This is a genomic window from Leisingera sp. ABM4_060 (assembly GCF_056158765.1).
On sequence record NZ_JBSWTX010000001.1, the window covers coordinates 3,729,052 to 3,749,909 of the forward strand.

At 64.7% G+C, this 20,858-nt stretch carries 23 protein-coding genes; 16 read left to right on the forward strand and 7 right to left on the reverse strand.

Annotation, left to right across the window (positions count from 1 at the left end; genetic code table 11):
* Nucleotides 1–56: 56 nt before the first annotated feature.
* Complete coding sequence (locus tag ACXAEH_RS17970; protein WP_475034702.1) at nt 57–2,270, forward strand: transglycosylase domain-containing protein; 2,214 nt, start codon at nt 57–59, stop codon at nt 2,268–2,270.
* A 264-nt stretch (nt 2,271–2,534) separates the two neighbouring features.
* Here the strand turns inward: ACXAEH_RS17970 and ACXAEH_RS17975 are convergent, their stop codons facing one another.
* Together ACXAEH_RS17975 and ACXAEH_RS17980 are read right to left on the reverse strand one after the other, a co-directional pair.
* The gene (locus ACXAEH_RS17975; protein WP_475034704.1) at nt 2,535–3,122 is read right to left on the reverse strand and encodes an MlaC/ttg2D family ABC transporter substrate-binding protein; all 588 of its coding nucleotides are present in this window, start codon (nt 3,120–3,122) and stop codon (nt 2,535–2,537) included.
* A gap of 3 nt (nt 3,123–3,125) precedes the next feature.
* The gene (locus tag ACXAEH_RS17980; protein ID WP_475034705.1) at nt 3,126–3,887 is read right to left on the reverse strand and encodes an MlaA family lipoprotein; all 762 of its coding nucleotides are present in this window, start codon (nt 3,885–3,887) and stop codon (nt 3,126–3,128) included.
* A 162-nt stretch (nt 3,888–4,049) separates the two neighbouring features.
* Between ACXAEH_RS17980 and ACXAEH_RS17985 the strand changes: the two genes are divergently transcribed.
* The 6 genes from ACXAEH_RS17985 (at nt 4,050) to ACXAEH_RS18010 (ending at nt 10,034) form a co-directional block, all read left to right on the forward strand.
* A complete protein-coding gene (locus ACXAEH_RS17985) occupies nt 4,050–5,783 on the forward strand; it encodes a type I secretion system permease/ATPase (protein WP_475034706.1) in 1,734 nt (577 codons plus the stop codon).
* A complete protein-coding gene (locus ACXAEH_RS17990; RefSeq protein WP_475034708.1) occupies nt 5,780–7,084 on the forward strand; it encodes an HlyD family type I secretion periplasmic adaptor subunit in 1,305 nt (434 codons plus the stop codon). The genes ACXAEH_RS17985 and ACXAEH_RS17990 overlap by 4 nt, the downstream gene beginning before the upstream one ends.
* A gap of 186 nt (nt 7,085–7,270) precedes the next feature.
* On the forward strand, nt 7,271–7,729 hold the full coding sequence (locus tag ACXAEH_RS17995; RefSeq protein WP_475034709.1) for a RidA family protein: 459 nt from the start codon (nt 7,271–7,273) through the stop codon (nt 7,727–7,729).
* The gene (locus ACXAEH_RS18000; RefSeq protein WP_475034711.1) at nt 7,726–8,499 is read left to right on the forward strand and encodes a glycerophosphodiester phosphodiesterase family protein; all 774 of its coding nucleotides are present in this window, start codon (nt 7,726–7,728) and stop codon (nt 8,497–8,499) included. Before ACXAEH_RS17995 ends, ACXAEH_RS18000 begins: the two co-directional genes overlap by 4 nt.
* Nucleotides 8,500–8,547: 48 nt before the next feature.
* The gene (locus ACXAEH_RS18005; RefSeq protein ID WP_475034713.1) at nt 8,548–9,735 is read left to right on the forward strand and encodes a GNAT family N-acetyltransferase; all 1,188 of its coding nucleotides are present in this window, start codon (nt 8,548–8,550) and stop codon (nt 9,733–9,735) included.
* Nucleotides 9,732–10,034, forward strand: a complete 303-nt coding sequence (locus ACXAEH_RS18010; protein ID WP_475034715.1) for a 4a-hydroxytetrahydrobiopterin dehydratase — start codon at nt 9,732–9,734, stop codon at nt 10,032–10,034. The genes ACXAEH_RS18005 and ACXAEH_RS18010 overlap by 4 nt, the downstream gene beginning before the upstream one ends.
* A 151-nt stretch (nt 10,035–10,185) precedes the next feature.
* Here ACXAEH_RS18010 and ACXAEH_RS18015 read toward each other — a convergent pair whose 3' ends face one another.
* Entirely contained in the window at nt 10,186–10,674 is a 489-nt protein-coding gene (locus ACXAEH_RS18015) for a redoxin family protein (protein WP_475034716.1), read from the reverse strand.
* A gap of 95 nt (nt 10,675–10,769) precedes the next feature.
* Here ACXAEH_RS18015 and ACXAEH_RS18020 point away from each other — a divergent pair, with 95 nt between their 5' ends.
* The 4 genes from ACXAEH_RS18020 (at nt 10,770) to ACXAEH_RS18035 (ending at nt 13,530) form a co-directional block, all read left to right on the forward strand.
* Nucleotides 10,770–11,981 carry an NAD(P)/FAD-dependent oxidoreductase gene (locus ACXAEH_RS18020; RefSeq protein ID WP_475034718.1) on the forward strand — a complete coding sequence of 404 codons (1,212 nt, stop codon included), beginning with the start codon at nt 10,770–10,772 and terminating at the stop codon, nt 11,979–11,981.
* On the forward strand, nt 11,978–12,538 hold the full coding sequence (gene rsmD / locus ACXAEH_RS18025; RefSeq protein ID WP_475034719.1) for a 16S rRNA (guanine(966)-N(2))-methyltransferase RsmD: 561 nt from the start codon (nt 11,978–11,980) through the stop codon (nt 12,536–12,538). Before ACXAEH_RS18020 ends, rsmD begins: the two co-directional genes overlap by 4 nt.
* Nucleotides 12,539–12,661: 123 nt before the next feature.
* Entirely contained in the window at nt 12,662–13,324 is a 663-nt protein-coding gene (locus ACXAEH_RS18030; RefSeq protein ID WP_475034721.1) for an HAD family hydrolase, read from the forward strand.
* Nucleotides 13,325–13,347: 23 nt separating this feature from the next.
* Nucleotides 13,348–13,530: a hypothetical protein gene (locus tag ACXAEH_RS18035; protein ID WP_475034723.1), complete on the forward strand. Its 183-nt coding sequence runs from the start codon at nt 13,348–13,350 to the stop codon at nt 13,528–13,530.
* 81 nt (nt 13,531–13,611) lie between these two features.
* Here ACXAEH_RS18035 and map read toward each other — a convergent pair whose 3' ends face one another.
* The 3 genes from map to ACXAEH_RS18050 form a co-directional block, all read right to left on the reverse strand.
* Nucleotides 13,612–14,421 (reverse strand): type I methionyl aminopeptidase, encoded by an 810-nt coding sequence (gene map / locus ACXAEH_RS18040; protein WP_475034725.1) that lies wholly within the window; start codon nt 14,419–14,421, stop codon nt 13,612–13,614.
* Between the two features lie 128 nt (nt 14,422–14,549).
* Nucleotides 14,550–15,251, reverse strand: coding sequence for a DNA/RNA nuclease SfsA (gene sfsA, locus ACXAEH_RS18045; protein WP_475034727.1), 702 nt, complete (start codon nt 15,249–15,251; stop codon nt 14,550–14,552).
* A gap of 39 nt (nt 15,252–15,290) precedes the next feature.
* Complete coding sequence (locus tag ACXAEH_RS18050) at nt 15,291–16,046, reverse strand: SDR family NAD(P)-dependent oxidoreductase (RefSeq protein WP_475034728.1); 756 nt, start codon at nt 16,044–16,046, stop codon at nt 15,291–15,293.
* Between the two features lie 97 nt (nt 16,047–16,143).
* Here ACXAEH_RS18050 and ACXAEH_RS18055 point away from each other — a divergent pair, with 97 nt between their 5' ends.
* The 5 genes from ACXAEH_RS18055 (at nt 16,144) to ACXAEH_RS18075 (ending at nt 19,682) form a co-directional block, all read left to right on the forward strand.
* Entirely contained in the window at nt 16,144–16,680 is a 537-nt protein-coding gene (locus tag ACXAEH_RS18055) for a TetR/AcrR family transcriptional regulator (protein ID WP_475034730.1), read from the forward strand.
* 74 nt (nt 16,681–16,754) lie between these two features.
* Entirely contained in the window at nt 16,755–17,477 is a 723-nt protein-coding gene (locus tag ACXAEH_RS18060; protein ID WP_475035622.1) for a competence/damage-inducible protein A, read from the forward strand.
* Complete coding sequence (locus ACXAEH_RS18065) at nt 17,474–18,208, forward strand: GNAT family N-acetyltransferase (RefSeq protein WP_475034731.1); 735 nt, start codon at nt 17,474–17,476, stop codon at nt 18,206–18,208. The genes ACXAEH_RS18060 and ACXAEH_RS18065 overlap by 4 nt, the downstream gene beginning before the upstream one ends.
* Nucleotides 18,205–18,777, forward strand: coding sequence for a peroxidase-related enzyme (locus ACXAEH_RS18070; RefSeq protein ID WP_475034732.1), 573 nt, complete (start codon nt 18,205–18,207; stop codon nt 18,775–18,777). Before ACXAEH_RS18065 ends, ACXAEH_RS18070 begins: the two co-directional genes overlap by 4 nt.
* The gene (locus tag ACXAEH_RS18075) at nt 18,768–19,682 is read left to right on the forward strand and encodes an OmpA family protein (protein WP_475034734.1); all 915 of its coding nucleotides are present in this window, start codon (nt 18,768–18,770) and stop codon (nt 19,680–19,682) included. The genes ACXAEH_RS18070 and ACXAEH_RS18075 overlap by 10 nt, the downstream gene beginning before the upstream one ends.
* 191 nt (nt 19,683–19,873) lie before the next feature.
* Here the strand turns inward: ACXAEH_RS18075 and ACXAEH_RS18080 are convergent, their stop codons facing one another.
* The gene (locus ACXAEH_RS18080; RefSeq protein WP_475034735.1) at nt 19,874–20,803 is read right to left on the reverse strand and encodes a GlxA family transcriptional regulator; all 930 of its coding nucleotides are present in this window, start codon (nt 20,801–20,803) and stop codon (nt 19,874–19,876) included.
* Between the last annotated feature and the right edge of the window lie 55 nt (nt 20,804–20,858).

Here is a 20,858-nt window from a genome sequence, read left to right on the forward strand (position 1 = left end):
ACCGCGGCAGGCAGAGTATTGTCGCGGCAAACGGGCAAACCGGGCAGGAACAGACGATGGCACAAGGATCCGGGCGCAAGCCTTTGGTGGCAGAGAAACGCTATTCTTCGGGCGGCAAGGGCAAGCCGGCTGCCAAGAAGCCTGCGCGCAAGAAACCCGCACGCAAGACGAAGAAGCCCGGGCTGCTGGCGCGGCTGTTTTCCCGCAAGAAGACCCGCGCCAAGCCCCTACGCAAGAAACGCGGGCTGATCGGCCTGCTGCTGGCGCCCTTCACCTTTGCCTTCCGGCTGGCCTGGGGCTTTACCTGGCGCGTCGGAATGGTGGTCTGCCTGCTGGTCGGGATGGCGGTGGCGTTTCAATATGCCAAGCTGCCGGAGGTTTCAGCCTATCTGGACGGCCGCGCCCGCGGTTCGGTCACCCTTCTGGACCGCAGCGGCGAAGTCTTTGCCTGGCGCGGCGACCAGTTCGGCGGGGTGGTGACGGCGGATACCGTTTCACCGCATTTGAAGAACGCCATCGTCGCCACCGAAGACAAACGCTTCTACCGCCATTTCGGTCTGTCGCCGCGCGGCATCGCCAGCGCGGTGCGCATCAACCTGCGCGAAGGACGCGGGCCGCTGTCGGGCCATGGCGGCTCGACCATCACCCAGCAGGCGGCGAAACTCTTGTGCCTGGGGCGGGTCTATGACCCTGCCGAGTGGAAGAGCGAAAGCGCTTATGAGGCCGACTGCCGCAAGGGCTCCTTGTGGCGCAAGGGCACCGAGGCGATCTTTGCCCTGGCGATGGAAGCCAAATACAGCAAGGACGAGATCCTCTCGATCTACATGAACCGCGCCTATATGGGCGGCGGTGCCTATGGTGCCGAAGCGGCGGCGCAGCGCTACTTTGGCAAATCGGCGAACCAGCTGAACCCGGCGCAAGGCGCGATGCTGGCAGGGCTGCTGACGGCGCCTTCGACCCTGGCGCCGACCAACAACCTGCAGCGCTCGCAGGACCGGGCTGCCACCGTGCTGCGGCTGATGCAGGAGCAGGGCTATCTGACCACCGCCGAAATGAAGCAGAACCAGGACAACCCGGCGGTGCTGAGCGAGGCGGCTGCGGCGCGGGCTGGGGGGTACTTCGCCGATTGGGTGATGGACACCATCCCGGATTTCCTGGGTGATCAGACCACCGAGGACGTGGTGATCCGCACCACCCTGGACCAGCGGCTGCAAGCGGCGGCCGAGGAAGCGCTGAAGCACATCTTTGACACCAAGGTCAGCAAAAGCTCCAAGGCGCAGGCCGCGATTGTGGTGATGAGCGCCGACGGCGCGGTGCGCGCCATGGTGGGCGGGCGCAAGACCCGGGTCTCCGGCGTGTTCAACCGCGCAACGCAAGCCAAGCGGCAGACCGGGTCGGCGTTCAAGCCCTTTGTCTATGCCACGGCGCTGGAGCTGGGCTATTCGCCCTATGACCGGGTGCTGGATGCGAAATACTGCCTGAACATCAGCGGCTCCGGCCAATGGTGCCCGGAGAACTACACCCGCAAGTTTTACGGCGAGGTGAGCCTGACCCGGGCCTTGCGGGACTCGCTGAACGTGCCGGCGGTGAAAGTTTCGGAGGCAGTGGGCCGCGACAAGGTGAGCATCGTGGCCAAGGATTTCGGCATCGACAGCGACCTGGCGGCGGGGCCCGCTTTGGCCCTGGGAGCCTCGGAAAGCACGCTCTTGGAGATGAGCGGCGCCTATGCGGGCATCCTGAACGGCGGCTCGTCAGTGACGCCCTACGGGGTGACGGAGCTGAAGCTGGTCGAGGACAACGCGGCGCTGATGGGCGCCAGCGGCGGTATTGGCGAACGGGTGATCCGGCCGGAGGCGGCACAGCAGCTGGTCTGGATGATGGAGAAGGTGATCGCCGGCGGCACCGGCCAGCGGGCGCAGATCCCCGGCTGGCAGGCGGCGGGCAAGTCGGGCACCACCTCGGCCGCCAAGGACGCCTGGTTCATCGGCTTTACCGCGGATTACGTGGCAGGCGTCTGGATGGGCTATGATGACAACACGCCGCTGAAAGGCGTGACCGGCGGCGGCTTGCCTGCCGAGATCTGGAAGGAAACCATGGTCCGCGTGCATGACGGTCTGACGCCCAAGCCGCTGCCGATGCTGGAGCCCGCCCCGATTGCCCCGCCGCCGCAGGAAACCCGGCGCGAGCGCCGCCGCCGTCAAGGCCCCAAGCTGGGCCAGGAACTGGGCCGCGCGGTGGACAACATCCTGCGCGACATTCTCGGCAACTGACCTGTTCCGCAGACCAGGGGGCTCCCGCCTGGCTTGAGGCCCCCGGCGGGGCGCCTTAAGCCAGTTGGGTCCGGCGCCGCACCTGGCGGTGCGGCGCGCGCCCTGCCCCCGGGGGCAGGGCGCCAGGCCCAACGGGAGCGCGGCATCTTTGATGCAGCGGCGACGGGCGGGAGAGCCCGGCCTGATCAGGGCGCAGCTTCCGCAGGCAAAGAAAAAGGCCCCGTTTACCGGAGCCTTCTCGCAAATTCATCGGGATGGGGCTGTTCAGCTCAGCCGCTTCAGCTCGGCAATCAGCGCGTCAATGTCGCCCTTCTTGCTGTCCAGAATCGCCCCGATTTCGGTGCGCTCGGTCAAGAGCAGGTTCACGCCTTCGATGAACATGTTGAAGAACAGCTCCTTGCCCGAGCGGTCCGACACCAGGAAGGTCACCTCGAACGGCGACTGGCCGCGCAGGTGGGCAATGGTGCTCACCTCGTACCACTTCTTCACCTTGCGCACGCCGGTCACTTCCAGCTTGCCGCCGATGAACTCTCGGAACCGTTTGCCGTATTTGCGCGAAATATAGCCCTGGAAAGCCGTCGAGAAGGCTTTCTTCTGCGCGGTGGTGGCGCGCCGCCCGTCAACACCCAGCGCATAGGCCGCGATTGCAGAGGTGTCGCCGTAGCGCTGGAAGATCCGCTCGAATTCGCGGAACATCGCGGTTTCGCCCTTGCCGGAGGCGATTACCTTGTTGATGTCGGTAACCAGGGCATTGATCAGCTGGCTGGCGCCATTTTCAGTCAGCGCCCAAAGCGCCTGCGGGGCTGCGGCCAGTGCGGTGCCCAGGCCAATCAGGAAATTGCGGCGTTGCATCATTCAAAATCCTTCAGTGTTCAGGTCGAACGGGTCGACTTCCTGGATCTCTTCGCCGTCGCCCAGCTGGAACCGGCGGTTCTGCAGATAAATCAGGCGCGATTGCGCATAGCTGTCGGCGCTCTCGTAGAGAATCGAATCGATCGTGTCGGAATAGTTGCCACGATCGCCCATGCGGCGCACGATCTCGGCGTAGATGCTGATGTTGTCGGCAGTATTCTGCTCGACGTAGCCCAGCGGGTTGGTAAAGAAATCGACGCCGATGCCAACCGCGTCCCGGGTGGTGGAGGGGCCGAAGAACGGCAATTCAACATAGGCGCCTTCGCCAACGCCCCAGGCGTGCAGGGTCTCGCCGAAATCGGTGTCGACCTCGGGCACATGCAGTTCGGTGGCGGGATCAGCCAGGCCCGCAAAGCCCACGGTCGAGTTGATCAGGAACCGCGACAGCGCATTGCCGGCCAGCTTCAGATCGCCCTGCAGGAGCGCGTTCACCATCTGCCCTGGCATCGACAGGTTCTCGGCAAAATGCGAGAAGCTGGTGACCATCGGCGCGGGCACAACCGCCACATACCCTTTGGAGGCGGGACGGAACGCCAGCCGGTCGACGCCGCGGTTGAAGGCATGCACCGAACGGTTGGTCCGCTCGTAGGGGTCGAACACTTCGCCCGAGGCGCGCGCAACCGGGTCCTGGGTGGCGCAGCCCGCGGCAAAAGCGGCCAAAATCAGCGCAGATACAAATTTAAGCGGTCGCAACATGAAGGGCATTCGGGTAAGTGTCCAATTGATACTGGGGCCGGCGGATCGGAGCGCAAATAAGAGTTTTGCCGCGGATTTCCAGTGCGATTACATTTTTTTACCTGCTTGTGTCGGAACTGTTACAAAATCAGTCCTGACCAGGAGCCAAGGAACCACTATTGCAGTCTGACCATGAATAAAAGCATTTATAAGAACGGCTATGAGGAACTGCGCCGGGTTCGGCAGCAGAGCCGGGGGCTATACTGGTTCACCGGGATCTTCAGTTTTTTCGTGAACCTGCTGATGCTGACCGGGCCTTTGTACATGATGCAGGTCTATGACCGGGTGCTGGGCAGCCGGTCGGAGGCGACGCTGCTGGCGCTGTCGCTGCTGGTTGTCTTTCTCTACGGCATGATGGGGCTTCTGGACTATGCCCGCGGCCGCATCATGGCGCGGGTCGGGGCGCGGTTCCAGGCGGCGCTCGACAAGCGGGTGTTCGATGCGATGATCCGCCGTTCGGCGGTGGCGCAGGACCAGACTGCGCAAACCGGCCTCAGCGATCTGGAGTCGGTGCAGCGGCTGATTGCCTCGCCGGTGCTGACGGCGGCCTTCGACCTGCCGTGGACGCCGGTGTTCCTGGCGGGCATTGCCCTGTTCCACCCCTGGCTGGGCCTTCTGGCGCTGGCAGGCGGCGCGGTGCTGGTGGTGATTGCCATCTTCAACCAGGTTTTCACCCGGGCCCCGATGCAGAAGGCCAATATGACCGGCCACAAGGCCAGCCTGATGTCCGAAGAGATCCGCAACGAGGCGGAGATGATCCAGTCGATGGGCATGCGCGGCGCCTCCTTCGAGCGCTGGAAGCTGGCCCGGGATGCGGCGCTGACCGACAGTGTGACAGCCAATGACACCGGTGGCGGCTTCACCACGCTGACCAAGACCCTGCGGCTGTTCCTGCAATCGGCGATGCTGGGCCTTGGCGCCTATCTGGTGCTGCAGAACGAGGTGACGCCGGGCGCGATGATTGCAGGCTCCATCCTGATGGGCCGGGCGCTGGCGCCGATCGAGCTGGGGCTGGGCCAATGGGCGATGGTGCAGCGGGCGATGAAGGGCTGGCACAGCCTGGCCGAGCTTCTGGACAAGGTGCCGGAAGAGGCTGAGCGCACAGCGCTGCCGAAGCCCAAGGCGCTGCTGGAAGTGCAGGGCCTGGCCATCGTGCCGCCTGGCAGCAACACGCCGCTGTTGCGCAATGTGAATTTCCGGGTGCAGCCGGGCCAGGCAATCGGGGTGATCGGGCCGTCGGGTTCCGGCAAATCGACGCTGGCGCGGGCGCTGACGGGCGTGTGGCGCCCTGCAGCCGGATCCGTACGGCTGGACGGGGCGGCGATGGATCAATACGCGCCGGACGTGCTGGGCGGCCACATCGGCTACCTGCCGCAGCGGGTGCAGGTGTTCGACGGCACCATTGCCCAAAACATCGCCCGCCTGCAGCAGCAGCCGGATGCCGAAAAGGTGGTGGAAGCCGCCAGGAAGGCCGCCGCGCATGAGATGATCCTGAAGCTGCCCGATGGCTATGACACGCGGGTCAATGCCACCGGCGGCCGCCTGTCGGGCGGGCAGATGCAGCGGGTCGGTCTGGCGCGCGCGCTTTATGATGATCCGGTGATCGTGATCCTGGATGAGCCGAACTCGAACCTCGACAATGAGGGTTCGATTGCTCTCAACCAGGCGATCAAGCAGATCAAGGCCGAGGGGCGCTCGGTGCTGATCATGGCGCACCGGCCGGCGGCGATCCAGGAATGTGATATGCTTCTGGTGATCGACAAGGGCACCCAGACTGCGTTTGGTCCCAAGGACAAGGTGCTGCAGGAAATGGTCGCCAACCACCAGAATATCCGTCAGGCCACCGGCACAGGAGGTGTGCAATGAGCGTCGAAAGCAACTGGCCCGCGCGGCGGCCGCTGATTATTGGCCTGCTGGCCCTGGTGATCCTGGTCGGCGGCTTCGGCTCCTGGTCGGTGCTGTCGACGATTTCCGGTGCCGTGGTGGCAACTGGCAAGATCGAGGTCGACCGCAACCGTCAGGTGGTGCAGCACCTGGATGGCGGCATCGTTGCCGAGATTCTGGTCGATGAGGGCGACACCGTCGCCGAAGGCGCCACGCTGTTGCGGCTCGACGCCAATGAGATCACCTCGCAGCTGGTGATCACCGAAGGCCAGCTGTTCGAGCTGATGGCGCGGCGCGGCCGGCTGGAGGCTGAGCGGGATGGCGGCGAGGCGATCACCTTTGATCCGGAACTGTTGCAGGTGGCAGAGGCGCAGCCGCAGGTGATGGATCTGGTGCAGGGACAGAACCGCCTGTTCATGGCCCGCAAGGACAGCACCGCGCGCGAAATCGACCAGCTGGAGAAGCGCCGGGTGCAGATCGAGGAGCAGATCCGCGGCATCCAGGCGCAGCAGCAGTCGCTGAAGGTGCAGCTGGAGCTGATCGGCGAGGAACTGGGCAACCAGCAGTCGCTGCTGGACCGCGGCCTGGCGCAAGCGGCAACGGTTTTGAACCTGCGCCGCACCCAGGCCAGCCTGGACGGGCAGCTGGGCGAACTGGTGGCCTCGGAAGCGCAGGCCGAAGGCCGCATCACCGAGATCGACATCGAGATCCTGAAACTGGGCACCGGCCAGCGCGAGGAGGCAATCAGCCGCCTGCGCGACCTGCGCTACCAGGAGCTGGAACTGGCCGAGACCCGCCGCTCGCTGCAGGGGCGGCTGGAACGGCTGGACATCACTGCGCCGGTGTCGGGCATTGTGTACGGGCTGCAGGTGCAGACCCCGCGCTCGGTGATCCGGCCTGCCGATCCGGTGCTTTATCTGGTGCCGCAGGACCGGCCGCTGGTGATTGCGGCGCAGGTGGCGCCCACGGACATTGACCAGCTTTACACAGGCCAGGAGGTGACCTTGCGGTTCTCGGCGCTGGACCAGCGCTCAACGCCGGAGCTGTTCGGCCATGTCACCCAGGTCTCGGCGGATGCGTTCGAGGACCAGGGCAGCGGGCTGTCCTACTACCGGGCCGAGATCGAGCTGAACCCCGGCGAGCGCGGCCGCCTGCCGGCGGGCACCGTTCTGATCCCGGGGATGCCGGTGGAAAGCTACATCCGCACCGCCGACCGCTCGCCGCTGGCCTATCTGGTCAAGCCGCTGTCCGATTACTTTGTCAAAGCCTTCCGCGAAAGCTGACGGCAGCCGGAATCCGGCACGGATTCCGGCCATGAAAAATCAATTTTTCATGGCCGTTTTCATCGTATGAAAACGGTTTCCCGCCTCAAGGGGCGGAAAGGCGCGGAGGCGCTTCGCATTTGCTCTTTCCGATTTCCGCCGCGGCGGGTAGCGTCCCGGCCAGCAAAAACTCGGAGGAATTCGGCCATGAGCATCGAAGCAAAACTGAAAGAACTGGGCGTGACCCTGCCCGACGCGCCGGCACCGGCAGCGAACTATGTCCCTTATGTCGTCGCAGGCGACATGGTCTATATCTCGGGCCAGATTTCGGCCGATGAGAACGGGCTGATCTCCGGCAAGCTGGGCGCGGACCTGGATGTCGAAGCAGGCCAGGCGGCAGCCAAGCGCTGTGCCATCGCGCTGCTGGCGCAGCTCAAGGCGGCCTGCGGCGGCGATCTGGACCGTCTGGTGCGCGTCGTCAAGCTGGGTGCCTTCGTGAACTCCGCCCCGGATTTCACTGGTCAGCCGATGGTGGTGAACGGCGCCTCCGACTTCCTGGTCGAGGCGCTTGGCGACATCGGCCGCCATGCCCGTTCTGCAGTGGGGTCTGTCTCGCTGCCGCTGGGTGTTGCAGTGGAAATCGACGGGGTCTTCCAGATCAAATGAGACCCGCCCTGCCTGCCGTCTTCCTGAGCGTGCCTCTGGCCCATCGCGCGTTGCACGATGTGAAGGACCGACGCCCCGAGAACAGCCGCGCGGCCATCCGTGCGGCGCTGGCGGCGGGATATGGGATCGAGATCGACTTGCAGCTGTCCAGCGACGGCTGCGCGATGGTCTTTCATGACGATGGCCTGGACCGGCTGGCGGAGGCCTCCGGTCCGGTCAAGGCGCAGAGCCGCGCCGAATTGCGCGCCACTGCGCTGAAAGGCGGCGGCGGCGATGGCATTCCGGACTTGCCGGAAGTTCTGGAGATGGTCGCGGGCCAGGTGCCGCTGCTGATTGAGCTGAAGGACCAGCAGGGCGAAATGGGAGTGACCGACGGGCGGCTGGAGCAGGCCGCGGCGGAGGCCCTGCAAGGCTACCAGGGGCCGGTGGCCGTCATGTCCTTCAATCCAAATTCCGTGGCCGTTCTGGCACATCTGGCGCCGGATATCCCGCGCGGCATCGTCACCAGCGCTTATGACCCGGCGGAATGGCCGGAACTGCCTGAAGCTGTCTGCGATCATCTGCGCGCCATTCCGGATTATGACCGCGCGCAATGCAGTTTCATCAGCCACGAGGCCTGTGACCTCAGCCGCCCCCTGGTGCAGCAGATGCGCGAGGACGGCGTGCCGGTTTTGTGCTGGACGGTCACCTCGGCAGAACAGGAAGCCGCGGCCCGCGCCTTTGCCGATAATGTGACTTTTGAACAGTACCTTGCCGCGTTTGCGCCTTGATCCTGAAGGCGCAAACCCCACATCTTTGAAGCGGTGCGGAGGAAAGGCATGGATCAGGCGCAAATCGAAATCCGGGTGCTGGCCTCGCTGTCGCAAATCGCGGCAGAGGACTGGGACGCCTGCGCCTGCCCCGAGGCTGCCGGCGGGGGCCGCCCGCTGGATCCCTTCACCACCCACCGGTTCCTGAGCGCACTGGAAGAAAGCGGCTCGGTCGGCCCCGGCACAGGCTGGCAGCCGCAGTATCTGACTGCCTATCTGGACAGCAGGCTGATCGCCTGCGCGCCGCTTTATGCCAAGGGCCACAGCCAGGGCGAATATATCTTCGACCATAATTGGGCGCATGCCTATGAACGGGCAGGGGGGCATTACTACCCGAAACTGCAGATGGCCGTGCCCTTCACCCCGGTGACCGGGCGGCGTTTTCTGGTGAAACCCGGCTACGATGGCATCGGTCATTCGGCGCTGGTGCAGGGTGCGGTGCAGCTGGCGGCGGACAACAATCTCTCTTCGCTGCATGTGACCTTCTGCACCCGGGATGAAGCGCGGATGGGCGGGGAAATGGGGCTGATGCCCCGCGCCACCCAGCAGTTTCACTGGCTGAACCAGGACTATGAGGACTTCGAAGGCTTTATGCGGGCGCTGTCTTCGCGCAAGCGCAAGAACATCCGCAAGGAGCGGATGCAGGCGCAATGTTTTGGCGGCGAAATCAAAGTCTACCAGGGCAGCAGCCTGCGGCTGGAGCATTGGGACGCCTTCTGGGAGTTCTACCAGGACACCGGCGCGCGCAAATGGGGCTCGCCCTACCTGACGCGGCGGTTCTTCGACATCGCACAGGACACCATGGCCGGCGACATGGCGCTGATTCTCGCCTGGCGGAACGGGCGGTATGTGGCCGGGGCGCTGAATTTCATTGGCCGGGACACGCTTTACGGCCGCTACTGGGGCTGCGTCGAACACCACCCCTGCCTGCATTTCGAGCTGTGCTACTATCAGGCCATCGAACTGGCCATTGCCATGAAGCTTGACCGGATCGAGGCAGGCGCGCAGGGTGAGCACAAGCTGGCGCGCGGCTACCTGCCGAGCCAGACCCATAGTTTGCACTGGATCGGCGATCCCGGGTTCGCCAAGGCTGTCGGCCGCTACCTGGAGGCAGAACGGGCGGCGGTAGAGGAAGAGATCGAGATCCTCACCGATTACGGCCCGTTCCGCAAAGCGCACGTGGAGGAGCAAGAATGACGGAGAAACTGTCCGACGCCACCCGCGGTCCCTTGCTGGAACCGCTGTTTGCCACCGGCTGGGAAATGGTCGAGGGCCGCGATGCCATCACCAAGACCTTCAAGTTCGGCAATTTCGCCGATGCCTTCGGCTGGATGACCCGGGCTGCGATCTGGGCCGAGAAATGGAACCACCACCCCGAGTGGAGCAACGTCTACAACCGGGTGACGGTGGTGCTGACCACCCATGACGTGGACGGGATCAGCGCCCAGGATGCCAAGCTGGCGCGCAAGATGGACGGGCTGTTCGGGCAGGGCTGAGGCCCTGTACCGGGGCCTTCCAGAAAAGGTCAGCAATTCTGTCCAAATGTTTCGCGTGCGAAACATTGCGGCAGAACGGCTGACCTTATTTTTTACGAAATATTAAAGGGTTGGAGTGGCCGCCGCAGTGGCGGCCGTAGGCTTGATCACCTTAGCCCATCGACTCCAGCAGGCCTTCACCCGCCGAAAGTTCGCACTGTCCCGGGTTTTCTTCCTTGTTGAGGACTTTCACTTCGCCGTCTTCCACCAGCATCGCATAGCGCAGCGACCGGCCGATCAGGCCGGCGGCAGGGGCGTCCAGCCGCATGCCGATGGCTTCGGTAAAGGTGCATTCGGCATCCGACAGCATGGTGATCCCGGCCTCGGCCGCGCCGGTGTTGTCGCCCCAGATCGACATGACAAAGGGGTCGTTGCCCGCGAGGCAGATGATCTCGTCCACGCCCTTGACGGCAAACTGGTCCTTGGTGCGGATGAAACTGGGCACATGGGCCGAATGGCAGGTGCTGGTAAAGGCGCCGGGAACCGCAAACAGCACCACTTTCCGCCCCTTCAGCTTGTCTGACAGCTGCACCTGCTCGGGCCCGCTGTCTCCAATGAGTGTCAGCGTCGCGTCTGGCAGTTGGTCTCCAACAGAAATCATCGCACGTTCCTCTTTCTCATGATTGCGTTTTGGGGCCCTGTGTCTATAGGGTCCGCTGGAAGCGTGTACGGAACTATTGCGGGAGGCAAGTGAAGATGTCCCACATCGTCGTTATTGGAGCGGGCCAGGCGGGCTCCTCGCTGGTGGCGAAACTGCGCAAGGACGGGTTTGAGGGGGAGATTACCCTGATCGGCGCAGAGGAGGCGCTGCCGTATCAGCGCCCGCCCTTGTCCAAGGCCTACCTGCTGGGCGAGATGGAACTGGAGCGCTTGTTCCTGCGGCCTGCGAGTTTCTATGAAGAGAACAACATCACCGTGAAGCTGGGCGCGCGGGTGACTGCAATTGATCCGGCGGCCAAGACCGTTTCGCTGGGGGATGAGGTGATCTCCTACGACCAGCTGGCACTGACCACCGGCTCCGACCCGCGCCGCCTGCCGGCGGCGATCGGCGGTGATCTGGACGGCGTCTATGTGGTGCGCGGCCTGACCGACGTGGATGCGATGGCCCCCAATGTCACCGAAGGAAAGCGCGCGCTGATCGTCGGCGGCGGCTATATCGGGCTGGAGGCCGCAGCGGTCTGCGCCAAGCGCGGCGTCAAGGTGACCCTGGTCGAGATGGCAGACCGCATCCTGCAGCGTGTCGCAGCGCCTGAAACCTCGGATTATTTCCGCAGCCTGCATGCCTCGCACGGCGTCGGCATCCGTGAAGGCGTTGGCCTGGAGCGGCTGGAAGGCGAGGATGGCAAGGTCACCCGCGCGGTGCTGAGCGGCGGCGAAACGCTGGATGTGGATTTCGTTGTTGTCGGCGTCGGCATCACGCCCTCGTCGCAGCTGGCTGAAATGGCCGGCCTTGAGCTGGAGAACGGCATCAAGGTGGACGCCAAGGGCCGCACCTCGGATGCCTCGATCTGGTCGGCGGGCGATTGCGCCTCCTTCCCGTTCAAGGGCAGCCGCATCCGCTTGGAAAGCGTGCCGAACGCCATCGATCAGGCTGAGGTGGTGGCACAGAACATGCTGGGCGCGGACAAGGATTATGTGGCGCAGCCCTGGTTCTGGTCGGACCAGTATGACGTCAAGCTGCAGATCGCGGGCCTGAACACCGGCTATAACAACGTCGTCACCCGCCAGGGCGAAGGCCTGCAGGTGTCGTTCTGGTACTATGCCGGCGATCAGCTGGTTGCGGTCGATGCGATGAACGATCCGCGGGCTTATATGGTGGGCAAGCGGCTGATCGACATGGGCAAGAGCGCCGACAAGGGTGTGGTTGCCGACCCCGCCGCCGATCTGAAGCCGCTTCTGAAAGCGTGAGGATCATCGCAGGAGACTTCCGCGGCCGCAGCTTGGCCGCGGTGGGCAAGGGGGATGCGGGCGCCCATCTGCGCCCCACCACCGACCGGGTGCGCGAAAGCCTGTTCAATGTGCTGATGCACACCGGTGCCATCCCTGGCGCCCGGGTGCTGGACCTGTTTGCCGGCACCGGCGCATTGGGGCTGGAGGCGCTGTCGCGCGGTGCCGCCGAAGTTCTGTTTGTCGACGACGGGCGTGTCTCCGGCGGGCTGATCAAGAAGAACATTGGCATTTGCCGGGCCGAGGACCGCTGCACGCTGGCGCGCCGGGATGCGCTGAAACCGGGGCAGAATCCGGATGCGCCGTTTGACCTGATCTTTCTGGATCCGCCCTATGGCAAGGGGCTTGGGGAAAAGGCGCTTGCCGCAGCCGTCAATGGCGGCTGGGTGGCGGATGACGCACTGGTGGTCTGGGAGGAAAGCACTGCGATGGCCGCACCCGAAGGCTTTGAGCTGCAGGACAGCCGCAAATACGGTGATACCCATATCTCCTTGATGTGGCGGGATGTTTCAGGCTGAAACGGGCCAGGCAGGGGATTGCTCAGCGCTGGTTTGCCGCGGCAGGCAGGCTGCACTGCTACGGAACAGGATTTGAGCCTGCGCAACGCGCGGGCAATGCCTATAGTGCGATGAGGTGTTTGCATGCCCAAGACATTCCCCACCCCGAAACTGGTGATCTTCGATTGCGATGGTGTGCTGGTGGACAGCGAGCCCGCCTCGAACCAGGCGCTGATTGATAACCTCGCCCGCCACGGGCTGGAACTGACCCTGGAACAGTCGATGGCCTTTTTCGTCGGCGGCACCATGGCGGGGGTCATGGAGAAGGCCCGCAGCCTGGGGGCGGATCTGCCGGAAGACTGGATCGCAGAGGTCTACACCGAGACCTATGCCCGGCTGCGGCACGGCGTGCCGCTGACATCCGGGATACCGGAATTGCTGGTGAAGCTTGATGCGCATGGCATTCCGGTCTGCGTCGCCTCCAACGGCAGCGAGGACAAGATGCGCATCACCCTGGGCCAGAACGGGCTGTGGGAGCGGTTCCATCCGCACGCCATGTTCTCGGCTCATTCGCTGGGCGTGGCCAAACCGGAGCCGGGGTTGTTTCTCGCGGCCGCCAGCCACTTCGGGGTGCAGGCGCGTGACTGTTTGGTCATCGAGGACAGCGGCAGCGGCGTCACCGCGGCGGTGCGGGCCGGCATGCGCTGCCTAGGCTTTGCGCCGCGGGGTGGCGGTCAAAATCTGGCTGCGCTTGGGGCCGAAGTGTTCAGCGATATGGCCGAGGTGCCCGCGCTTTTGTCGATCTGAGGCGGCTGTGCTAGTATCCGGGCATGGAACAGACATTGCGCACCCCGTTCCTGCAGCCCGCAAAGAACGCTGAAACCCGGGCCCGGCCCAAGCCGAAACCGGCGCGGGCGCCGCTGTTCATTCAGGATGCGGTGACACCATGGGCAGATGGCACCATGCTGCTGGCCCTGTGGCGGCTGCAGGAGACAGAGGAGCGGGACAGCTAGCCGCCGAAACGCTCTGCTGCTTCTTTCTGGTCAGAAATACTCCGGGGGTGCGGGGCCGGCCCCCGCTTCTGCCCGACTGTCTTACCCGTAGGTCGGATGGAATTTCCCCGCAGGCGACAGGGTGAAAATCTCGGCGCCGTCGGCAGTTACCCCGATCGAATGCTCAAACTGCGCCGACAGCGACTTGTCGCGGGTGACGGCGGTCCATTCATCGGCCAGGATCTTGGTTTCCGGGCGGCCCAGGTTGATCATCGGCTCGATAGTGAAGAACATGCCTTCCTCCAGCACCGGCCCGGTGCCGGGGCGGCCGTAGTGCAGCACGTTGGGCGGCGCGTGGAACACGGTGCCCAGCCCATGGCCGCAGAAGTCGCGCACCACGCTCATCCGCTGGCTTTCGGCATAAGCCTGGATCGCGTGGCCGATGTCGCCGAAGGTATTGCCGGGCTTCACCGCCTCGATCCCCTTCATCAGCGAATCATGGGTAACCTGGATCAGGCGTTCCGCCTTGCGCGGCAGCTTGCCGGCCGCGAACATGCGCGAAGTATCGCCGAACCAGCCGTCGACAATCACCGTCACATCGATATTCAGGATGTCGCCGTCCTTCAGCTTCTTGTCGCCGGGGATGCCGTGGCAGACCACGTGGTTCACAGAGATGCAGCTGGCGTGCTGATAGCCCTTGTAGCCGATGGTGGCGGATTTTGCGCCCGAGTCCTCGACCATTTGCGTGATGATGCGGTCGATTTCGCCGGTGCTCTGGCCCGGAAACACATGCGCGGCGATGTCGTCCAGAATGCGCGCGGCAAGCGCACCCGCCTTGTGCATGCCGGCATAATCGCCGGCTTCATGAATGCGGATGCCGTCCTTGGTTGTGCGGCCGTCTTTCGATCTCATCAGGCGAAGCTCCATCGCGAGTTGTCCCGTAGCTATTTAAGGGGTCTTGGCCGAAAGGGCCAGAGGGGGCGGGCAGCGGCAGCCGGGCCTGTTGCCCCAGTTGGAGCGGATCCGGCAGCTTCGAGTTATCAAACTGCCGCGATTGCCCGGCCCAGGGTGATCTCTTCGGGTGAGATGTGTGTGGTGTAGACCAGCCGCTCGACGCCGGCAGCTTGGGCGCTGGCAAAGGCATCCGCATAGGCAGGGTCGATGTCAGCCGCCAGCTGGAAACGGCTGCAGTCGGTGCGCTGGACCAGGTAGAGCATCACGGCCCGGTGGCCCTCGGCCACCATGCTTGCAAGCTCTCCCAGGTGCTTGGTGCCCCGCGCAGTGACACTGTCGGGAAACTCCGCGAGGCCGGGCTGGCGCGACAGGGTCACGCTTTTGACTTCGACATAGCAGTCGGGCAAGCCGTCTTGCTGCAGGAGGAAGTCGATGCGGCTTTTCTCGCCGTATTTCACTTCGGGACGAACGGTTTTGTAGGCGGCAAGTTCCGCAATCTCTCCGGCTTCCAAGGCGGCGCGCAGGGCGCGGTTCGGGACCGAGGTGTCGACGCCGGTGAAATGGCCATCGTCATGCTCCACCAGCCGCCAGCCGTATTTCAGCTTTTTCTTGGGGTCGTCGTTGGGCTCCAGCCAGATCTTCATGCCCGGTTCGGCCAGCCCCATCATGCTGCCGGGGTTGGCGCAATGGGCGGTGATCTCCTGCCCGTCCTGCAGCCGGCAATCGGCGAGGAATCGTTTGTAGCGGCGGATCAGGGTGGCGGGGATCAGGGGCTGGGCAAAGTTCATGCACCGATGACTAGCCCAGCCCCGGCCCTAGGCAAAGTGTTAGTTGCGCCCGGCCATGACGCCGCCGTCCACATCCCAGATGGCGCCGGTGACCCAAGCGGCTTGATCCGACAGCAGATGCAGCACGGTGGCGGCAACATCCGCCGGACGGCCGACGCGGCCCAGCGGGTGGAAGGCGTCAAAACCGCTGGTCAGCGTGTCCTCGATCTGCTCCGGGTCGATGAAGGCGCCGTAGATCGGGGTGACCACCACCGCGGGTGCCACCGCGTTTATCCGGATGCCGTGGTCTGCCAGCTCCATCGCCAGATGCTGGGTCAGCGCGTGCAGGCCCGCCTTGGCCATGGAATAGGCGGAGCTGGGCGTGGCTTTGACCGCTTGTCTGGCCCACATCGAGCCGATGTTGACGATGCCGCCACCGCCGTTGCGGGCCATGTTGGCGGCCGCCGCCTGGGTCAGGAAGAAAGTGGCGCGGTTCAGGCCCATGTAGCAATCGTAGTCTTCAGGCCCATGCTCCAGGAACGGCTTGGGGGCAAAGACGCCCGCGGCGTTCACCAGTTTGCTGATATGGCGGCTGTCTTCTTTCAGTTCAGCGGCCAGGGTTTCAACGGCTGCGGTGTCCAAGAGATCGATCTGGCGGGCATCAGCCAGGCCGCCGAGTTCGGTCTTGGCAGTCTCAAGCTTGGCGGCGGACGATCCCAGCAGGGTGACATGTTGTCCCGCCTTCACCAGCTGACGGGCGGTTTCCAGCCCCATGCCCGAGGATCCCCCGATGATCAGTGCGGTGTCTGTGGTCATTGCGATTCTCCTATCTATCGATAGGTAGATGAATGTGGATTGTGCCGCCTGCCGTCAAGGCCTATCTGCAGGTAGGTAGATCCGCGAGGGGATAGGCATGGCAAAACCGGACACGGCAGAACGCATTCTGGACATTGCGGAACGGGCCGCCCGGACAGGCGGCTACAACGCCTTCAGTTTCCGCGAAATCGCGGCGGAAATCGGCATCAAATCCGCCTCGGTCCATTATCACTTCCCCACCAAAGAGGCCTTGGGAGAGGCACTGGCAGAGCGGTATTCAGATAACTTTTTCAAAATCTTGGGGGATCCGCAGTCGGCACCTCCGGCAGAGCTTCTGGCACGCTACGTTGCGGCTTACGGTACTGCGCTGAAACAGGACGGGCTGATGTGCCTGTGCGGTGTGTTCGGCGCCGAGATTGCCGATCTGCCGCCGCCCGTAGCCGGAGCGACGCGGGCGTTTTTTGCCCGCAATCTGGACTGGCTGGGGCAGGTCTACCGCCGCAAGGGGTTGCAGGATGCGGCGGCGGACCAGGCGGCGGCACATATGATTGCCGCTTTGGAAGGGGCGATGATTCTGGCCCGGGCAATGGGAGATGCGGCGCTGTTCGACACTGCAGTTGCCGGGCTAACCTAGTCGCTTTGGCCCTTGTGCCGCTGCGCCGGCGGGGTATCTTCACGCACAGCCTATGGAGATGCCGCATGTCCTCACTGCCCAACCCCACCGCCGCGATGCTGGTCATCGGCGACGAGATCCTGTCGGGGCGCACCCGCGATGCCAATATGCACTACCTGGCCGGGGAACTGGCCAAGCACGGCATCGATTTGAAGGAAGTGCGCATCGTCAGCGATGACGAGGCTGCGATTGTGGCGGCAGTGCAGGCTCTGTCCGGCGCCTATGACCATGTGTTCACCAGCGGCGGCATCGGGCCGACCCATGACGACATCACTGCCGATTGCATTGCCAAGGCCTTTGCGGCGGATCTGGGCGTTCGCGGTGATGCGCGGGCGATCCTGCAGGCGCATTACGATACGCAGGGCATTGAGTTGAACGAGGCGCGGCTGCGGATGGCGCGCATACCCGAGGGTGCGGCGCTGATCGACAATCCGGTTTCGGCGGCGCCGGGGTTCACCCTGGGCAACGTGCATGTGATGGCGGGTGTCCCGATGATCTTCCAGGCGATGGTGGCCAGCGTGATGCCGACCCTGACCGGCGGGCAGCCGATGCTGTCGCAAACCCTGCGGGTGTTCCGCGGCGAGGGCGAGATTGCCGGGCCGCTGCGGGCGCTGGCCGAGGCCTATGCGGATTTGTCGGTAGGCTGCTACCCGTTTCAGAAAGACGGTGCCTTTGGCGCCAATATCGTGATCCGCGGCACTGATGGCGCCCGCGTGGATGCCGCGATGACCGAGCTGGCAAAGGAGCTGGAGCAGTGACCACCGATCCCCGTTACTATGCCGTGACCGAGGCGACATGGCCCTCTGCATCCGTCCGGGAGCTGGGTCCTGTGACCCTGCGCGAAGGGCAGGGCGGCGGCAGCCGGGTGTCGGCGGCAACCGTGAACGGCGCGGCCTCGGAGGCTGAGATCGCCGCGGCGGAAGAGGCGATGCGTGCGATGGGCCAGAACTGCCTGTTCATGATCCGCGACGGCGAGACCGCGCTGGACGCGCAGCTTGAGGCACGCGGCTATGCGGTGAAAGACCCGGTGAACCTCTGGACCTGCCCGGCAGCGCGGCTGACGGATATCCCGGTGCCCCGTGTCACCGCTTTTTGCATCTGGGAGCCGCTGGCGATCCAGCGCGAGATCTGGGCGCAGGGGGGCATCGGGCCGGAGCGGATTGCGGTGATGAGCCGGGTGCAGGGGGCAAAGACCGGCCTGCTGGGCCGCCACAAGGACAAGCCCGCGGGCGCGGGTTTTGTTGCCATCCATGATGGCGTTGCGATGGTGCATGCGCTGGAAATCCTGCCGCATCAGCGCCGCGCAGGCATGGGCGCCTGGATGATGCGGCAAGCGGCGTTCTGGGCGGTTGACAATGGTGCCACTGAGCTGGCGGTGCTGTGCACGAAACGTAACGAGGGCGCCAACGGGCTTTACGCTTCCCTTGGGATGGACTGCGTTGGTCAGTATCACTACCGGATTTTGCAGACAGGCGATTTAAGACGATGAGTGACCAGACTTTGCCCACAGCCCTTGACCTGCCGATGGCGGACCCGCTGCCGCCGGAAACGCAAAGATATTTCGACATCTGCACCGAGAAGCTGGGTTTTGTGCCCAATGTGCTGAAGGCAAACGCTTTTGACATCGATAAGCTGAATGCGTTCACGGCGATGTACAACGATCTGATGCTGGCGGACAGCGGTCTCAGCAAACTGGAGCGGGAGATGATCGCGGTGGTGGTCTCGGCCATCAACCGCTGTTTTTATTGCCTGGTGGCCCATGGCGCGGCGGTGCGGCAGCTGTCGGGCGACCCGGCGCTGGGCGAGATGCTGGTGATGAATTACCGCGTTGCCCCTCTGGATGCGCGGCAGCGGGCGATGTTGGATTTTGCCGCCAGGATGACCACCGCGAGTGCGGAGATAGAAGAAGCGGACCGGCAGGCCTTGCGCGATGCGGGGTTCAGCGACCGCGATATCTGGGACATCGCCAATGTCACCGGCTTTTTCAACATGTCCAACCGGGTGGCCAGCGCCACCGCCATGGCACCCAATCCGGAATATCACAGCCAGTGCCGCTAAGCCGTTTCCTTGCCATTGCCGCCACGGCTGTGCTGCCGGGCTGGCTTGCCGCTGCCGGCCTAACGCTGCCGGCCGGAGCCGTCGCGGTGTCCGAACGCGCCACGGCGCTGGGGGTTTATCAGCTGCCCACCGGACCGGAGGCTGCGGACATGGTCCCCTCGCAGCGTTTTGAGGGGCGGATCTCGCGCCGTACCTGGCGGGTCGAGGGAGAGGCAGCGGTGCTGCAGATCCTGGCGCCGTTGCGGGAACAATTGCTGGCGGATGGCTATGAGGTGCTGCTGGATTGCGCGGCGCGCGACTGCGGCGGCTTCGGCTTCCGCTTCGGGATTGAGGTGGTGCCGTCGCCGGACATGATGGTGGATATTTCCAGCTACCATTTCCTGTCGGCGGCAAAGGGCCCGCAAGCGGTTTCGCTGCTGGTGTCCCGGGGCGGCGGCGCGGCCTATCTGCAAGTGATCCATGTGCGGCCGCCGGAAGCCGAACCGATGGCGGTGAAACCCTCCGGGCAGACGCTGGTGGAAACCCTGCCGCTGGAGCTGGCCAAAGTGCTGGAGGTCCAGGGCCATGTGGTGCTGCGCGACCTGGTGTTCGGCAGCGGCTCTGCCCGGCTGGATGACGGGGCCTATGCCAGCCTGCAGGAGCTGGCAGGCTTCCTTGAGGCCAATCCGCGCGACCGGATCGTGCTGGTCGGGCATACCGACACGGTTGGCTCTCTGGAACAGAACACGGCCATTTCTCAGCGCCGGGCCGAGTCGGTGAAAGAGCGGCTGGTGGATGGCCTGGGAGCGGATGCGCAGCGCATTGATGTGGCCGGTGCGGGCTACCTCGCACCGATCGCCAGCAACCGGTCCCCGGAAGGGCGCGAGGTGAACCGGCGGGTGGAAGCGGTGCTGATCTCAAACTGACGGACGGGCGGCACAGCGGGCCGCGGTTCTCCCGCCCCCGCAGCTGCCCTGGCTGCGCCAGAACCGCTTAGCGGTGTTGGGCCAGGCTCGGCGCTGCGCGCCGAGCCTGGCCCAACGGGCGGGGTGCAGGTTTCCTGCGCCGGCGCCGGGCGGGAGAGCGCCGTTGCCGCCGCAAGGGGCGTATCCGCTGTTCAGCGGCGGCGCAGGGCGCGGGGGCTGTGCTGGTAGCGGGCCTTGAACTGCCGCGAAAAGCTGGCGGGAGAGGCGAAGCCTGCCGCGAGACCGGCTTCGGTCACCGTCATCTCCGTATTGCGCAAAAGGTCCCGCGCATGGGCCAGGCGCAGCTGCAGGTAATAGGCCTTGGGCGTCATCCCCAAGCCGCGCTGGCAGCGCAGCCGCAGCGCTTTGAGACTGAGGTGCAAGGCACCGGCGATGTCCTGCAGCGGCCGCGGCTCCTGCAGATCCGCGGCCATCAGCCGGTGCATCCGCTGCAGCAGCGGGTCGGCGCTGGCTTCGACCCGCTGGCCGGCGCCTGCGGGACGGATTTCGCCATGCGCCATTGCGTCGGAGGCAGCTGCCGCCAGCGCGCCGGAGGCGGCCGAGGCGATCCAGGCCAGCATGGCGTCTCCGGTGGCCATGCCGCCGGCCGCGGTCAGGCGGCGGGTGCCGAGGCAGTAGATGCGGTCGCTGACCGCGATATCGGGCCACGCCTCGCGAAACCCCGGTTCCGCCTCGTAGTGCAGCACGGCTTCATGGCCGTCGAGAAAGCCGAGCGCGGCCAGCACCACGGTGCCCGTGTCCACTCCGCCCAGGGTGGCGCCGTTGCGCTCCATCCGGGCCAGCCAGGCACGCACGCCCGCTGGCACGCTGCGCAGCGGATCGTAACCGGCGCACAGCAGCACCAGGTCCGGACGGGGCTCCGTCCGCCAATCGGTGCGGCCCGGGGCCACCAGGGCTCCGTTCGAAGCCTCTACCGCCTTTCGGGTCGCGGTCAGGGTTTCCCACTCAAACAGCTGTTCGCCTGCGCATTTGTTGGCCAGCCGCAGGGTTTCTGTGGCCAGAACATAGGCCAGCATCTGAAAGCCGGGGAACAGGAGGAAGTCCACTTTATGTTTATGCATGAGAGGGAGTATTTCGCCAAGTTTGGGGCATTTCCAGATAAATATGTTTGCGGCA

Coding starts and splice junctions, on each gene's coding strand:
- ACXAEH_RS17995 (WP_475034709.1), top strand. CDS start 7,271: ATGAGCATCGAAGCAAAACTGAAAGAACTGGGCGTGACCCTGCCCGAC.
- ACXAEH_RS17975 (WP_475034704.1), bottom strand. CDS start 3,122: ATGCAACGCCGCAATTTCCTGATTGGCCTGGGCACCGCACTGGCCGCA.
- ACXAEH_RS18030 (WP_475034721.1), top strand. CDS start 12,662: ATGCCCAAGACATTCCCCACCCCGAAACTGGTGATCTTCGATTGCGAT.
- ACXAEH_RS17985 (WP_475034706.1), top strand. CDS start 4,050: ATGAATAAAAGCATTTATAAGAACGGCTATGAGGAACTGCGCCGGGTT.
- map (WP_475034725.1), bottom strand. CDS start 14,421: ATGAGATCGAAAGACGGCCGCACAACCAAGGACGGCATCCGCATTCAT.
- ACXAEH_RS18080 (WP_475034735.1), bottom strand. CDS start 20,803: ATGCATAAACATAAAGTGGACTTCCTCCTGTTCCCCGGCTTTCAGATG.
- ACXAEH_RS18015 (WP_475034716.1), bottom strand. CDS start 10,674: ATGATTTCTGTTGGAGACCAACTGCCAGACGCGACGCTGACACTCATT.
- ACXAEH_RS18020 (WP_475034718.1), top strand. CDS start 10,770: ATGTCCCACATCGTCGTTATTGGAGCGGGCCAGGCGGGCTCCTCGCTG.
- sfsA (WP_475034727.1), bottom strand. CDS start 15,251: ATGAACTTTGCCCAGCCCCTGATCCCCGCCACCCTGATCCGCCGCTAC.
- ACXAEH_RS18070 (WP_475034732.1), top strand. CDS start 18,205: ATGAGTGACCAGACTTTGCCCACAGCCCTTGACCTGCCGATGGCGGAC.
- ACXAEH_RS18035 (WP_475034723.1), top strand. CDS start 13,348: ATGGAACAGACATTGCGCACCCCGTTCCTGCAGCCCGCAAAGAACGCT.
- ACXAEH_RS17990 (WP_475034708.1), top strand. CDS start 5,780: ATGAGCGTCGAAAGCAACTGGCCCGCGCGGCGGCCGCTGATTATTGGC.
- ACXAEH_RS18055 (WP_475034730.1), top strand. CDS start 16,144: ATGGCAAAACCGGACACGGCAGAACGCATTCTGGACATTGCGGAACGG.
- ACXAEH_RS18000 (WP_475034711.1), top strand. CDS start 7,726: ATGAGACCCGCCCTGCCTGCCGTCTTCCTGAGCGTGCCTCTGGCCCAT.
- ACXAEH_RS17980 (WP_475034705.1), bottom strand. CDS start 3,887: ATGCCCTTCATGTTGCGACCGCTTAAATTTGTATCTGCGCTGATTTTG.
- ACXAEH_RS18005 (WP_475034713.1), top strand. CDS start 8,548: ATGGATCAGGCGCAAATCGAAATCCGGGTGCTGGCCTCGCTGTCGCAA.
- ACXAEH_RS17970 (WP_475034702.1), top strand. CDS start 57: ATGGCACAAGGATCCGGGCGCAAGCCTTTGGTGGCAGAGAAACGCTAT.
- ACXAEH_RS18050 (WP_475034728.1), bottom strand. CDS start 16,046: ATGACCACAGACACCGCACTGATCATCGGGGGATCCTCGGGCATGGGG.
- ACXAEH_RS18010 (WP_475034715.1), top strand. CDS start 9,732: ATGACGGAGAAACTGTCCGACGCCACCCGCGGTCCCTTGCTGGAACCG.